The sequence below is a fragment of the Bacillus sp. LJBS17 genome (genome assembly GCF_019334685.1).
In the GTDB taxonomy this organism is placed as follows: Bacteria; Bacillota; Bacilli; order Bacillales; family Bacillaceae; genus Bacillus; species Bacillus subtilis.
Genome location: NZ_CP079759.1, coordinates 2,005,648 through 2,019,181, shown reverse-complemented (window position 1 = coordinate 2,019,181; position 13,534 = coordinate 2,005,648). Strand labels below are relative to the sequence as shown.

The window sequence follows — 13,534 nt, the reverse complement described above, 5'->3', positions numbered from 1 at the left end:
TTTTTATTTTCTCTTCATTCTTCGTTTTTTTACTTGATTTAATTTCATGATGTTTTTTTCAATTTTTCTTATGTTTCGCCTTTGCGGGATTGTTTTCATTTCATAATAAACAGAAATAAACCCGCTTAATGTCACTGCTGCAATATAAAGGGCGCGCTGTTTGATCATCCGGTCAGCGTGTCCATGATCATTCGCTTCTTTTTCCAGCCTTTCGATCACAGCTTTATCAAACAGCTGATCGACATACACTTGTTTCATTCCCACTGCAAACCCCGCAGCCAGCCAAAGAATCAGAAATAAACTGATATAAAACACCATAAACCCTTCCTTTCCTGTCTTGATGCGGCGCAGAATTTTTTTAAAACAGTTCACCTATTACAACTGGCAGACGAAGCTTCTTCTTTGTGTTAGGTTCTTTCAATAGGCTGGTTAATATGTGTAATGCTGTAATGAACAGTTAGAAATTTTATTCCAAACAGCCACATATGATGAACAGCGGTTAATTTGTTGTCATGTGCAGCTTCTATCAGAAAGGTTTCAGATAAAGGAAGCGGACAAGTTCCCGCTATTGTTTGCAGATAAATCCCCTCATCCCCCGCTCTGCTTTTTCTCCGCCTGCTTGTTAAAACCAGCTTCTCCTGATGATGATATGGCTTTAAAATACCTGTCATGCTGCTGAATGGAAGCGGTAAAGAAATATTCATATACCCCTCTCCATTTGAACGATACACTGAATAAAGAGCGGTAAAAATGGTTTCGTTTTTTTCATTTGTTCTAATCCAGGCACGTACTCTTTCCCTTCCGTCTTTTTTCGAATGAACACCTTTTATCTTGCTGTACATCCTATACCAGTCAGGGTTCGTCGAAAGATGTATTTGGCCGATTCTTCTGTTGAACCATTCGTAAACAATTGCAAGCGGCCGAAACCACGTGCTCCATGTTACTTTTGCTTTAATATTGTATTCGATGGTTTGTTCATAAAACGAAAGAATGAGCGGCGCCAGTTTTTCTGGTGAAAAATCTTTTGAACGCAGGCTGCCCATATCATCCACAAGTCCGCTGTACCGAGCGTTATTTTCAGCTTGAACTCTAGCTAAAAATTCTTCTCCAATCTTTCTTTTTCCGTAGATACGGCTGAATGTCTTTACACTGTCTGCATCAAAAGACTTCGAATCCTCTATTCTCCACCCTATGAGAGCGGGCAAGATAACACCAAACGCGTTGACAAAACCGTGAATCCAAATCATCTGATTGATGGTCAATGTAACTTCTTGCCGAAATACACCAAATGAATAAATCATCGAGAAAGCAATCGTTATCATTAAAACAGCGGAAGAAACCCGAATAAGAAATGTCGCCGTCTTGGTGCGAAAAGCTGCCGTGAACACCAAAAATGCATGAAAATAAATCGCCGCCATATAAATGCTAACCGCAATGACATCAAGTGTTTTTGAATATGTGATGCCCAGTGCGATAAGAAGGGGCGAAAGCAATATCACCCATGTTATCCAACTATACAACATCCGATGTTTTCTAATGGTTCTGCCGAGTAAGCCGTTGAAGATCGGGAACAGAAAAGCAGAATAGTGAAAGTGGACAGCAGTCAGCAAAATGATGAGAGGGCCAAATTGCATGATCTGCAAATGGGCAGCATAAGCAAAAAACCAAAATCCTCCTCCCGCCAAATAAATAAGACCGAACAAAACTGATGTCTCTTCGATTCTATGTATCTTTGTTTCCCAAAGGCGGAGGATCGCATACAATGCAATAAAAACTGTGTACATCCACCAGATTAGCGCGAAACCTCCAACCTCCGTCACTAGAGCCAGCACCGCAAAGAATGCGGCTACCGGATAGCACTGGATTAGCCCATATTCCATAAACTGAGCAGCACGAACCGGCGATTGACGAAAAACAAAAGGGAAAATTCCAGGCACGAAAAATAGAATGGATAACAAAACGAGTGCCTCTGCCACTGAAATATCCGGTGCTTCCGCTGCAAGAAATCCTATAAAACAAAGCGCACTGACTATGCCATTTCGTTTCATGATTCTCTCTCTTCCTCCTGAAACGTTCCTTTATAAAAGAAAAGAGTGCCAAGAATTGTATTTTGCACATGCACTTCAATGGTGAAACAATTCTTTTTTTCATCAAACGTTTCGCAAACTACGGATGTACCGGTCAGCCATTTCGGCAACGGGATTCTTTTTCCAAATATCAATAGCCATTGCTTTCCCGATGTGATTGTAAGAGAGCCGTCAAGAGATGCCTCGAACGTCAAAACAGACAACAGCAGATGAGGTTTGCCGAAGAAATCAAGTATTCTATTTTCTTTCTCGTCATATATCATTATCGCGTCAAAGAAACGTTTTTTGCCTTTAAAGAAAAATGTACGATTCCATTCTATCCCTGTATGTTGTGATTTCAAAAGACAAGTTCTATTTTGTATTGTAAATGGAATGTCTTTGCCTCTTTCTGAAAAGAAGCATCTGAAAAAAACACCTAGCTTTAACAGCATTCTAACCAGAAAAGAGCCTCCGCTTATTTCTGACATCGTTCCCGTCCCGCTGAATGTATGAGACCCGTCTAATTGGTACCGTTTCTGCAGCTTGGGATGCAGCAAATGATAGTTAATAATTGATTTTTCATAAATCGAACTCACAATGTCACTTCTTTCTCTTTCGTTTTGTGCGCCTGGCACTGGGGAGCTGCAGGCTAAGAGCGCCGCTTGCAGCGGAAAACACACTCAATAGAACCCACATGAATATTTCGGAACCTAGACAAGCAAACCCAGCAAAAATACAAGCCTGGACACCATGAATGATCCATTTTCTTTTTAAAGAAATCAGCCACAAAATAGCTAAGCCTATCTCCGCTGTTCCTGCCAATATGCTTGTCTCAACACCTGCAAAGCCTTGATAGAACCAAAACAGGCTGAAAAACAGACACATGAACACATAGATGATAGCGGATCGAATAAAGCGCTTCGGATGTTTATTTTGCTCTACCCAAAGCCTTAATGCATCAAAGCTCCAGGCAGTCGCCCAGCCAAGCAGCGGTCGAAATAATAAACGATCGATCCATCTTCCCGGCAGTCCGTAGGCTGTTTTGTATTGGTACTGTGTTAAAAACGTCATTTTCCCATTTTCTCTCTGTATATACTTCCAGTAGCCGCTTCCATGCCGAATCAGAGATAACGGATGATTAGAGCCAAAAGCCAGTGAAGAAGACCTTTCAGATGAACATTTGTTGAAAACACCGACGGTTTCTCCAGTACCTGACACCTTTAATCCAAAGCCTACCCTTGTTTCGTAAAGAAACTTCTGTTTTTCGCATGGTTGTCTATTCAAATACGTAATATTTGAAAACCGGAGATCCCATTCCTTATGCAGTGATGGGTTTTGTGTATATTCCCAGAGTGTATCCAGATCAGATTTCATTTCGATTTCTACATAAATCGGTTTCTGCCTCACAGCCCCTTCTCCCTTCTATTTCAAGCAATTCCTATATTAGCATATTGGTCGATTTGAAAAGTGTATATCTTTCCAAAAAAAGTATAAAAAAGAGAAGAGAGGTTTCCTTCTCTTCCTTGGGATTCATTACTGAGTTTTAACCGTGCCGTAATGAGTAATTGTGACGTTCACACTGTATGTGATGTCGGCTTTACTGAAGGTGTCATCCCAGTTATTTTTCACCCTTTTCCATAAGTGAGGATATGTAAGTCTTAAAGATTCATCAAAACCCGCAACATCTGCTTTATAATCATGCTGAATTTTTTTTAATACCTGACCAACTATTTTCTTTACTTCGTTTTCAATAGTCGTTTCGAGACGATCTATAAACTGGGTGTCCAACGCCTCTTTTGTGTTCCAGTTTTCAACCAAATCGCCTTCTGATTCAATATCGACATGGAATGAAATATCTTTCCCTTTTACGATTGGCTGAATTTTACTTTTGATTTTATTGATATCATACGCTATCGTTTGTTGGCTCTTTTTATCATGGCTTTTGACAACTCCGCCTTTCCCTTCTCCTCTAATCCATGTAATCCCCTCAGTTTCATATTCATTTAAAGTGCCTATCATTTTTTTCGATTTTCCGTTGATTACAGCTGCTCCGGAATACTTGACCGCTCCATTCGCCGCAACCACATTTTGCAGTAAAAAGCTGCTGCCAGAATGCAGTTTTCCAATTAGTTTCGCGAGTGTCATAGGGGGAAGAATTCTGGAAACTTTATGTTCATTTTCACCTAATCCAATCAGCCGAAATGCCGGAATTTCTCCGTTCTCTTTCAGCTGGAGAGCGTCTCTTGCTTCCCCTTTAGCAGATAAAACAAGACAGCTCAGCCTGATTTCATTATCACGAAAAAATTGATCCAGCATTTCGTCGATAGGAAATGTGTGCAGCACATCTTCACTCATGACAACAACTTTTAAATGCGGGCTAAACACTTCTCGGTCCCGTCTTAATGCAACCTCACTTCCGATCTGCTGTAATGAATCCCCTGTTTCACTTATATTAATGTACGCTTTTTGTGCTCCTTGTCCGCTACCGCCTCCCCCGCTTGTGCCCGCGCCTGCCGCTTTTTCATTAACAAATTGATAGGTCAGCGTAATGTTGTCTTTTTTCGGATAGCTCCCGCCCTCTTCTTTTAACTCTTTTTCAGTGTTCGTTTCTTTTCCTTTATCAATTGCGATAGCGAATGTGAGACCCAGATCTTCTATTTCCCGACTGCTCCAGCATCCTGTTACGCAAATCATCAGCAGACATACTATGACCATAGCAGGCAATTGACGTTTTAGTTTACTTTTCACCTCTTTTCCTCCATTTCGAAATGACTAACAGCAAAATCGGCAAAGCGCCAAATATATACAAAGCGATATGACTGACCGTATCGCCCAATATAAAGACGTCATTTTCATTTTTCGGCATGCAAGAGAGGATATATATAACAGGAAGCAGCCCAAACATACATGAAAGGGGTTTCTTTTTAAAAACTTGTGAGACTCCCAGGGAAGCTGCATAAAAAGTGATAATAAACGTGGCAAAAAGCTGCATAATCCAAATCACAAGCAGAAATGATTCAAACCGTTCAAATATTAAACCAGGTATTTCAAAACTTCTCATCAGGTCAAGCCCCGGCCATGTTCTCGTCACAACTCCCTCAACTGATAGTGCACCGATGACCATAATCATCGTAATCATATAAAAACTGGTCACAACGCCTGTCCCGATCACAACTGCTTTCACCGCATTTTTCGGCTTTTTCATAAATGCTACTAAAATGAACATAATTTCTGAACATGTAAATGAAAGGTTCGTTGTCTTTACACCTCTAAGAACCGGCATGATTCCATCACCTAATACAGGCCGCAAATTGTTGATCTCAAATATGCCTAAACTCATGAGGGCTATCGTTAAAAAGATGATGACCGTAATCGGAAAAATCATTTCAAAAAGCCGTGCAATCGGATCTAGGCCTTGTGTAATTGAATAAAGCCCAATCCAAAGAACTGTCATAATGATGGCCCAAGACGGTGTCCCTTCGAGGAGAAAAAAATCCACGATTTCGGACATGACTCTGACTTCAAATGCACCGAGTGCCAGAAAATAAGTAATAAAAACAATACTGATCAGATGCCCGAGCCATTTTCCTACAATATGTCGGGAGTATTCATAAAAGGTCTCCTGAGGATACTGCTGGCTTAATTTAACTATAATCATCCCGGCTATTACCGCTAGAACCCCGCCTAATAAAACTGAAATCCATCCATCAGGAGATTGTGTTTGTTCTGTTACTGTCCGAGGGAGCGTAAGAACTCCGGCAGCAAGCATATAATTAATGATGATAATCGTTGCCTGAGCGGTTGTGATTTTACTGGTTGGGCTGAACATGAGACTTTATCACCATCCTGTCGAGTTCATCACTTCACCCGTTTTGTATTATCTGTATTCATCATTTTAGGCCGGCGCTTCATGACTAAAAGAGGCATTCTGATAACAAAGTCTTTCCAATCTTTTAAGTGATAGGGCACTGCCGGACTTGCGTATGGCACACCAAAGCTCTTTAGCTTTACGACATGGCTGCTTAGCAGCAGATAATACATAATGACTCCAAACAATCCAAACACCGCCGCACAAAACATCGCGCCAAACCGAAGCATCCGAAGTGCTATACCTGTGCTATAATGCGGGATGGCAAATGAAGAAATTGCTGTGAGCGCAACAACAATGACCATGATTGGACTGACAATCCCCGCCTGCACAGCTGCTTCCCCGATGATTAATCCGCCAACTATGCCTATTGCGGGTCCAATTGGTTTTGGCAAACGAAGCCCCGCCTCTCTTAAAATTTCAATCGCGACTTCCATAAATAAGGCTTCAATCAGAGATGGGAACGGAACACCTTGGCGCGTCCCGGAAATTGAAATCGCCAGCTTGGTCGGAATTAACCCCGGATGAAAAGAAATAAATGATATATATAAAGCGGGTGCGAATAACGTTATCATTGCTGCGATGAACCTCAGCAATCTGATGAGCGAGCTCGGGAACCACCGTTCATAATAATCTTCAGGCGATTGAAGCATCATGCTGAAAGTGACTGGAACAATCAAAGCAAACGGAGTGCCGTCAAGCAGAATGGCTACTCTTCCTTCCATTAATCCGCTTATGACGCGATCAGGACGTTCTGTACTCTGTACTTGCGGGAACGGGCTCAAATAATTATCCTCAATTAACTGTTCAACGTAGCCTGACTCCGGCAAATGATCGATCTCAATCCCTCTCACTCTTTTTCTTACTTCCTCGACTACTTTTGGATCTGCAATGTCATTCATATAAGCGATGATTAAATCCTTTTTTAATCGTGTTCCTACTTCAAATCTCTGCAATGTTAATTGATCATTTTTTCCTTGCTGTCTCAAAAGAGCTGTATTCGTACTCAACTCTTCTGTAAAGCCTGTGCGCGGCCCTCTGACAAGCGCTTCTGAAAGCGGCTCCTCGATACTTCGATTTTGTTTTTTTACAGTTCCCAGAAGAAAGGCCTGCGGTATTCCATCAATGAGAAGCGCTGTCGAACCCATGAAAACATTCAACACGATATCACTGATTTTCTCTGATTCTATGACATCACCGATTGATACGATTTGATTTTTTATCTGTTTCGAAGTTAAAATACCTTTGCCGGATTGAGAAATTTCATCGCTTACCTGATTAGGTTGATTCATGACTAACACTGATAGTCCTTTATTAATCAAGTCCTGATCAGACAGTCCTTCAACAAAGATCAATGCCGCTTTCACATGTAATTGAGTGATTTCAAGCTCACGGAAATGAACGTCCCCGTTATGTCCTATTTTTCTTTTTACATGTTCTAAGTCGTATCCGATGTTACCGGTTAACACATCCTGATCCTGCTTTTCAGCTGTCGAATAATCTGATTTATGCTGCTTCTTTGTTTTGTACTGATTGTTCCGCCACCTCATCATTGCACCTTCTTATACATGAATCCAAGTAAACACTTTATAGATTACATATGGAACGAGAAATACTACTAACGCTTGAAACCACACATTCCAATCAGTAAGTGTTGATATCATGTTATCCATCTGTCATTTCCCCTCTCTCTAATAGGATTATTTTTCCCGTATACCTATTTTTTATGTTCGTCTTTTTTCTCAATAAAAAAAGCATGATGAACATTTCATCATGCTTTTAAAGAAATCAACCTGACCATTTTGCATAATTAACACAAAATGAGCCTTTTAGCAGTCTGGGAAAACTAAAATTCCAGCTTGAAGCTTTCTGCCTGATCTGAAACTTCCACAGGAATCCCCATTATCGTTTTCGGTTTGGAAACGTAAACAAAGCGCATTTCTTCCTCTAATTGCTGAAACGCTTTTTCACTAACTAAAATTCTGGCCGGCTTCCCTGGACTGTTATCAATGGCTGCTTTGATTTTTCCAAGCATAAAAAACCTCCTGTTTTAGAAAATGGCTCATTTACTATTAAAACAAAAATCGCAAAATAAATTGGCTGAACAGGAATTCCAGTTCAAACATAACAGTTGCGGCTGAGCAAACAAGCATGAACGAAATGACAACATACACGTCTCTCTCTTTCTCGAACATGCAGAATTCTCCCATTCACAGATCAGACTGGCGACTGACACGCTGTTGAACAGCAGCTCTAGCATAAATAATGCACGCTATGGACATGATCTTATTAGTTATTATATGATTGAATTGAAAAAACATCATTTGTCAAGAGGTAAACGAAATGGCTCAAAACAACGAAAACACATTACCAGATATTACAAAAAGCATTACCCTAGAGGCTCCCATTCAGAAAGTCTGGGAGACAGTCTCTACTTCAGAAGGCATTGCCAAGTGGTTTATGCCCAATGACTTTCAGCTCAAAGAAGGACAAGAATTTCACTTACAATCACCGTTTGGGCCGTCCCCTTGTAAAGTTTTGGCTGTTCAAGCTCCAACTGAACTTTCTTTTGAATGGGATACAGAAGGATGGGTCGTTACCTTTCAATTAGAAGACTTGGGGGAAAAGACAGGGTTTACCCTTATTCACAGCGGCTGGAAAGAGCCGAATGAAGTGATCGGCAAAGCAAACGAGAAAAGCTCCGTCGTTCGCGGTAAGATGGATGGCGGCTGGACTGGCATTGTAAATGAACGGCTTCGTAAGGCTATCGAAGAATAAAAAAGAGAGAGGTATCTCTCTTTTTTGTTTTTTTCCAAGGGTTATACTTCACAATTTGAGTCCATCAATCATAAAACGTAACAGTTTTAGATTTACCAGAGTAATCGGTAACAAAGAACTCGGCCTTGTTATTGCTCCCATCTACAAATTTTCCAATACTGCCAAAGGTGTGGCATTCTCCGGGTGAAAAATAGTTTGCCCCTACATAATCATCAGGATTGTCACCGGGATCATCCTCATACAAGTGCAGTGAAACAGAAAAAGGAGTGCTTCCTGAAAGGCACACTCTAAAATCTCCTCCGGTCGAGTATACCGTCGGACTTGAGTAAGTATATGTGTAAGTCCCCAACTTATCCCACTCTCCAGCCCCCGCAGTTCCGGCTTTTTCTGCTTGTGCCGTTAATGGAAAAACCGCAGCCAATCCTAAAACAGACAAAAATCCAACTACCTTAGTGAATCTCATCAGCTACACCACTCCTCTATTTCAATAATAGCCGTAGATACGTTTGTATCATTTCCGGCAGAGCTACATAATTGATCCAGCCTGCCTCACTGCTTCTTAGGCAGGTGGCATTGGACATTATATTCAGCAGCAGCCGTTTTATGAATCTGCCTTTGTGCTGGTTTTAAAATGTTCAAAATAAATGCATTCCCATTTGTACTGCTATCTCTTATAATTTGTTTAAAAGGTTGTACTTCAATCAGGGGGAAAAGGATATGGAATTAAGCTTCACAAAAATACTCGTTATTTTGTTTGTGGGTTTTTTAGTATTTGGGCCTGATAAACTGCCGGCGCTTGGCCGTGCAGCAGGAAAAGCCTTATCAGAATTTAAACAAGCAACAAGCGGACTGACTCAGGATATCAGAAAAAATGACTCAGAAAACAAAGAAGACAAACAAATGTAGGATAAATCGTTTGGGCCGATGAAAAATCGGCTCTTTATTTTGATTTGTTTTTGTGTCATCTGTCTTTTTTTAATCATTTGGACAGCCCTTTTTTCCTTCTATGATTTTAACTGTCCAAGCCGCAAAATCTACTCGCCGTATAATAAAGCGTAGTAAAAATAAAGGAGGAGTATATATGGGTTATTACAAAAAATACAAAGAAGAGTATTATACGGTCAAAAAAACGTATTATAAGAAGTATTACGAATATGATAAAAAATACTATGACCACCATGATAAAAAATATGATGACTGTGATTACGACAAAAAATATGATGACTATGATAAAAAATATTATGATCACGATAAAAAAGACTATGATTATGTTGTAGAGTATAAAAAGCATAAAAAACACTACTAAACGCCATTAACATCTCCTCGTTTTTACTTTCCCCCGGCTATTGCCGGGTCTTTTTTGTTTGTGCACTATATGTATATTTCTGAAGCTTCCCTTTCTATGAAAACCTTGGTGACTGAATCTAAAAAAGAATAATGAATATTTAGTACATAGTTTAGTTAGTTCATAAATGAGCGCATTCAGTTTATTGCAGTTACAAAGAAACTTTTATAAACTCTTTGAGGATCATACATAAAAGGAGAGGTTTTTTGTATAGAAACATCGTATTTTATCTCATTTTACTTTGTCTATTTATATCAGTTGTCATGAAAAGCTTTGAGGTGATAAGAACAATAGCCAATGTTATCTGCTTTGTTTTCGTATTGCTGTATTTTAAAGATGAAATGAAAACATACTCACGTAAAGCCTTAGCAATCCTAAGTATTTGTTTTCTTTTCTTAGTCGGTATCTGTGCTTTTATCATTTTACAAGGACAGACATTGATGAAACGTCACCTCTTTTTTACAGGCTGGGAAACGATAGCGGGCATTCTTTTAATGATCGTTTCTTTAAGCATTTGTACTTTTATTTTGAGGAAAATTTCAAATCGGATAAAACGATTGTGATCTCGTTCTTTCCTCTGATAAAGTTACATAGCTTTCAGATTGGAGAAGCTTTTCGTCCCATTCAAAATGAAATATTTTGTCGATTTATATACATCAATCCAGTTCCAAAATAAGGTATAATAAATGGCGAAACCACTATCAAAAGGGGGAATTTTGGTGAAAAAAGTATTGATTGCAGGTGCAGTAGGAACAGCAGTTCTTTTCGGAACCCTTTCATCAGGTATACCAGGCTTACCCGCGGCAGACGCTCAAGTCGCAAAAGCAGCATCCCAGTTGCCTAACGGAATCGGCGGCCGTGTCTACCTGAACAGTACGGGCGCCGTTTTTACAGCTAAAATCACGCTTCCTGAAACTGTCAAAAACAACGACTCGGTCTCTACTCCCTATATTTATTCTGGCTTTAGGGCAACAAGCGGAACTGAAGCCGATATCGGGCTTCAGTACAGCAAACAATACAACGTCTGGAAGCCCCTCATGAAGGTTGGGTCCAAAAATGAAGAAACGTACATCGAAGGAAAAGACAAATTCACATACAATAAAGGCTTCCGCCCTGGAAGCACAGTCCAAATGACAATCTATAAAAATTTAAGCGGCAATACGCGCATGACCCTTTGGGGAACGAACAATGACGGCTACACCGGACGGATTATCACAGAAATTCAAGGAACCAACATCGGCACGATTTCAAAATGGAAAACCCTTGCTACCGCGGCTGTTTCGTATGAAAGCCAGCGTGATGCGATCAAAGCAACCTTTTCGACATCTTTTAACAACATCACAATCGACAATAAAGCCGTCACTCCTGTGGTAGATACACAGGATTTCGCAAAGGTTTCAGTTGCAGGAAATAACGTTACGATCTCTGTTAATAAATAAACGAAGCAGCAAAAAGCCGCCAGCATTGTCTGGCGGTTTTCTTTGGAGCATACTGGTCATAGTTCGTTTCTTCAGCTCTTTTGTTTAAACTTAACTTTAATAAGGGTGGAAATTGGTATGAAATATGAAAAAACAAGTCTTTTTGGAATGATTTTAGTTATTGTAGCACTTCTAATATCTATATATTTTATGTGTAATACAAATGCGTTGGTACCTGCTGGATATGATTTAGCTATTCATGGAATTGTAATATCTAGAACTGTAATGATTGCTTTTACTTTGTATTTAGTTTCAAAGTTAGGATATTTTCTTCTGAATAAAAAAGATTAACTGTAGAGTTAATCTTTTTTATGTATTATACGTGTTTGTCCTTCAATTTTTATTCATCTTCCAGATTGCTTAATGAAATTAGGATACCTGCTATCCATTCACTGCACAATAAAAAGGCAGCATTAAACCGCTACCTCAAATAAAAGCTTGTCCCCATGTTTATAGTTGATTAATTTGAAATCATCAATGGTAAAGTTATAAAAATCTTTCACTTCAGGATTGATCCATAGTTCAGGTGCTTCAAACTGTTCTCTTTCCATTTGAATTTTCAAATTGTCTATATGACGTGTGTACACATGGCAATCCCCAATGTTAAAGATATATTCACCAAGCTCATAACCTGTGACTTGAGCAATCATGCGCTGCAACACATTATACTGAAAGACATTGAATGGATTTCCCAACGCCATATCATTGCTCCGTGCTCTTACCTCCAGATGGAGTTTCCCTTGTTTAACGTACCATTGTGTCTCGTATACACATGGTGTTAAGGCCATTGCGTCTAATTCATCAGGATTCCAAAGCATTGTAATGTGTCTCCGTGAAGATGGGTTGTTCTGCAATTGATGAAGAAGATAATCAATCTGATCCACTTTTTCTCCATTTAGACTTCTGTTTTTCTTCCCCAGCTGAAATCCATATGCATGTCCGATGGTGCCGTCTTCTTGTTTCCACTGATCCCAAATATGTACGCCCATCTTGTTTAAATCATTAACATCATTAGATTTCAGCTGCCAAATCCAGAGCAACTCTTTAATGGCTGTTTTCCAGGCAACCTTTTTTGTCGTTAAAATCGGAACCTCTGAGTTGTCGAATCTCATTTGCTTACTGATTACACTTAGAGTATGTGCCGGTGTTCCATCTGAGTCCCACTTGGTTCTCACATCAAACTCTTCGTCTGAGATTCCATTATTGATAATATCCTTTATAATTGAATTGTATTGTTTATCGAATTGCGTCATAACTATTCATATCCTTCTTTCATTTTCAGTTCTAAGCATAATTTATTACGAATGCAATATTATCGCAAATACTAAGCACTCGCAGATAAAGTGAGGATCTTATTCCACTCACTGTGTGTTTAAAGAGGAGTTAATAACCCCCTCTTTTACACCTGTATTTCTCCATAACATAGTCTGTCACATAGCTCATAGTTACCGCCAGTTTGGTACATACACCGTTGATAACATTGTTGAGGATTATAAGAAATGGTTTGATATTGCGGCACATAAAAATTCAAATAGTCAGGTGTTTGTGTATACCAAATTGGAAATTGTCTAAACACATTAAATCCTCCAATAGCTTTTTCTGATTTAATGCATTGTATTTTACCTCAATATCAATTGTCATTTGTCCATGTGCAATTGGGCTTTCTTTAAAATAAATTCTCTCTAATTTCATTCATTTTTTTTATGATATTTGGCAGCGGTTCATTCCTTATATGATCTGTTTCTAACCGGTTTTGATGTTTGTTTTGATGTCTAACTCTAAACCCTTCAAAAGCAGTGTTAAAAATCACATCATAGAGCTCTTGAATCTTAACCATAACGTTCAAATATTCTTCAATGAGAAAGTCCCTTTTTACGTATACTAATCTTCTCTATACACTTTACTATTATTTTACAGTGATTGAGTGCTCTCTCTCGCTCTTAAACAGCTATCCGTTTTGTTTTTCAGAAAGTGTTTTAAACAGCCTCTTTTTACTATT

18 protein-coding genes and 1 pseudogene are annotated in these 13,534 nt (G+C 39.3%); 6 read left to right on the top strand and 13 right to left on the bottom strand.

What is annotated here, in order from left to right:
• Positions 1-3: 3 nt before the first annotated feature.
• From KXZ66_RS10360 to KXZ66_RS10320, 9 genes are all read right to left on the bottom strand, one after another.
• Positions 4-318 (bottom strand): hypothetical protein, encoded by a 315-nt coding sequence (locus KXZ66_RS10360; protein ID WP_166668905.1) that lies wholly within the window; start codon positions 316-318, stop codon positions 4-6.
• A gap of 89 nt (positions 319-407) precedes the next feature.
• Positions 408-2,048: a YndJ family protein gene (locus KXZ66_RS10355; protein WP_219144962.1), complete on the bottom strand. Its 1,641-nt coding sequence runs from the start codon at positions 2,046-2,048 to the stop codon at positions 408-410.
• Complete coding sequence (locus tag KXZ66_RS10350) at positions 2,045-2,662, bottom strand: DUF4166 domain-containing protein (RefSeq protein ID WP_029726669.1); 618 nt, start codon at positions 2,660-2,662, stop codon at positions 2,045-2,047. The genes KXZ66_RS10355 and KXZ66_RS10350 overlap by 4 nt, the downstream gene beginning before the upstream one ends.
• A 4-nt stretch (positions 2,663-2,666) precedes the next feature.
• Entirely contained in the window at positions 2,667-3,473 is an 807-nt protein-coding gene (locus KXZ66_RS10345; protein WP_219144961.1) for a hypothetical protein, read from the bottom strand.
• Positions 3,474-3,599: 126 nt separating this feature from the next.
• The gene (locus KXZ66_RS10340; protein WP_070549056.1) at positions 3,600-4,814 is read right to left on the bottom strand and encodes a Ger(x)C family spore germination protein; all 1,215 of its coding nucleotides are present in this window, start codon (positions 4,812-4,814) and stop codon (positions 3,600-3,602) included.
• Entirely contained in the window at positions 4,804-5,895 is a 1,092-nt protein-coding gene (locus tag KXZ66_RS10335) for a spore germination protein (protein WP_219144960.1), read from the bottom strand. Before KXZ66_RS10335 ends, KXZ66_RS10340 begins: the two co-directional genes overlap by 11 nt.
• Before the next feature lie 29 nt (positions 5,896-5,924).
• On the bottom strand, positions 5,925-7,487 hold the full coding sequence (locus KXZ66_RS10330) for a spore germination protein (protein WP_133953863.1): 1,563 nt from the start codon (positions 7,485-7,487) through the stop codon (positions 5,925-5,927).
• 293 nt (positions 7,488-7,780) lie between these two features.
• Complete coding sequence (locus KXZ66_RS10325; RefSeq protein ID WP_003231626.1) at positions 7,781-7,969, bottom strand: hypothetical protein; 189 nt, start codon at positions 7,967-7,969, stop codon at positions 7,781-7,783.
• A gap of 37 nt (positions 7,970-8,006) precedes the next feature.
• Complete coding sequence (locus KXZ66_RS10320; protein ID WP_015713998.1) at positions 8,007-8,129, bottom strand: hypothetical protein; 123 nt, start codon at positions 8,127-8,129, stop codon at positions 8,007-8,009.
• A gap of 148 nt (positions 8,130-8,277) precedes the next feature.
• Here KXZ66_RS10320 and KXZ66_RS10315 point away from each other — a divergent pair, with 148 nt between their 5' ends.
• Complete coding sequence (locus tag KXZ66_RS10315) at positions 8,278-8,712, top strand: SRPBCC family protein (RefSeq protein WP_015713997.1); 435 nt, start codon at positions 8,278-8,280, stop codon at positions 8,710-8,712.
• A gap of 64 nt (positions 8,713-8,776) precedes the next feature.
• On the opposite strand, the gene KXZ66_RS10310 is transcribed toward KXZ66_RS10315, so the two are convergent.
• Positions 8,777-9,175, bottom strand: coding sequence for a hypothetical protein (locus KXZ66_RS10310; protein ID WP_009967329.1), 399 nt, complete (start codon positions 9,173-9,175; stop codon positions 8,777-8,779).
• 16 nt (positions 9,176-9,191) lie between these two features.
• A pseudogene (locus KXZ66_RS10305) lies at positions 9,192-9,351 on the bottom strand (hypothetical protein).
• 78 nt (positions 9,352-9,429) lie between these two features.
• On the opposite strand from KXZ66_RS10305, the gene tatAC reads away from it, so the two are divergent.
• From tatAC to KXZ66_RS10280, 5 genes are all read left to right on the top strand, one after another.
• Positions 9,430-9,618, top strand: a complete 189-nt coding sequence (tatAC, locus tag KXZ66_RS10300; RefSeq protein WP_003231634.1) for a twin-arginine translocase TatAC — start codon at positions 9,430-9,432, stop codon at positions 9,616-9,618.
• A gap of 175 nt (positions 9,619-9,793) precedes the next feature.
• On the top strand, positions 9,794-10,018 hold the full coding sequence (locus KXZ66_RS10295) for a hypothetical protein (protein ID WP_015713994.1): 225 nt from the start codon (positions 9,794-9,796) through the stop codon (positions 10,016-10,018).
• 245 nt (positions 10,019-10,263) lie between these two features.
• Positions 10,264-10,620, top strand: coding sequence for a YoqO family protein (locus tag KXZ66_RS10290; RefSeq protein ID WP_043857554.1), 357 nt, complete (start codon positions 10,264-10,266; stop codon positions 10,618-10,620).
• A gap of 153 nt (positions 10,621-10,773) precedes the next feature.
• Positions 10,774-11,496 (top strand): YrpD family protein, encoded by a 723-nt coding sequence (locus KXZ66_RS10285; protein WP_134157202.1) that lies wholly within the window; start codon positions 10,774-10,776, stop codon positions 11,494-11,496.
• Positions 11,497-11,538: 42 nt separating this feature from the next.
• Positions 11,539-11,826, top strand: coding sequence for a hypothetical protein (locus KXZ66_RS10280; protein WP_125121357.1), 288 nt, complete (start codon positions 11,539-11,541; stop codon positions 11,824-11,826).
• A 122-nt stretch (positions 11,827-11,948) separates the two neighbouring features.
• Here KXZ66_RS10280 and KXZ66_RS10275 read toward each other — a convergent pair whose 3' ends face one another.
• Positions 11,949-12,788 (bottom strand): thymidylate synthase, encoded by an 840-nt coding sequence (locus KXZ66_RS10275; RefSeq protein WP_219144959.1) that lies wholly within the window; start codon positions 12,786-12,788, stop codon positions 11,949-11,951.
• A 274-nt stretch (positions 12,789-13,062) separates the two neighbouring features.
• Positions 13,063-13,227 (bottom strand): hypothetical protein, encoded by a 165-nt coding sequence (locus KXZ66_RS10270; RefSeq protein ID WP_003231643.1) that lies wholly within the window; start codon positions 13,225-13,227, stop codon positions 13,063-13,065.
• Between the last annotated feature and the right edge of the window lie 307 nt (positions 13,228-13,534).

What these genes read in the sequence shown, in the direction of transcription:
- KXZ66_RS10360 (WP_166668905.1), bottom strand. Translation starts at nt 318, where the DNA reads ATGGTGTTTTATATCAGTTTATTTCTGATTCTTTGGCTGGCTGCGGGG.
- KXZ66_RS10355 (WP_219144962.1), bottom strand. Translation starts at nt 2,048, where the DNA reads ATGAAACGAAATGGCATAGTCAGTGCGCTTTGTTTTATAGGATTTCTT.
- KXZ66_RS10335 (WP_219144960.1), bottom strand. Translation starts at nt 5,895, where the DNA reads ATGTTCAGCCCAACCAGTAAAATCACAACCGCTCAGGCAACGATTATC.
- KXZ66_RS10330 (WP_133953863.1), bottom strand. Translation starts at nt 7,487, where the DNA reads ATGATGAGGTGGCGGAACAATCAGTACAAAACAAAGAAGCAGCATAAA.
- KXZ66_RS10325 (WP_003231626.1), bottom strand. Translation starts at nt 7,969, where the DNA reads ATGCTTGGAAAAATCAAAGCAGCCATTGATAACAGTCCAGGGAAGCCG.
- KXZ66_RS10320 (WP_015713998.1), bottom strand. Translation starts at nt 8,129, where the DNA reads ATGTTCGAGAAAGAGAGAGACGTGTATGTTGTCATTTCGTTCATGCTT.
- KXZ66_RS10315 (WP_015713997.1), top strand. Translation starts at nt 8,278, where the DNA reads ATGGCTCAAAACAACGAAAACACATTACCAGATATTACAAAAAGCATT.
- KXZ66_RS10310 (WP_009967329.1), bottom strand. Translation starts at nt 9,175, where the DNA reads ATGAGATTCACTAAGGTAGTTGGATTTTTGTCTGTTTTAGGATTGGCT.
- tatAC (WP_003231634.1), top strand. Translation starts at nt 9,430, where the DNA reads ATGGAATTAAGCTTCACAAAAATACTCGTTATTTTGTTTGTGGGTTTT.
- KXZ66_RS10295 (WP_015713994.1), top strand. Translation starts at nt 9,794, where the DNA reads ATGGGTTATTACAAAAAATACAAAGAAGAGTATTATACGGTCAAAAAA.
- KXZ66_RS10275 (WP_219144959.1), bottom strand. Translation starts at nt 12,788, where the DNA reads ATGACGCAATTCGATAAACAATACAATTCAATTATAAAGGATATTATC.
- KXZ66_RS10270 (WP_003231643.1), bottom strand. Translation starts at nt 13,227, where the DNA reads ATGAAATTAGAGAGAATTTATTTTAAAGAAAGCCCAATTGCACATGGA.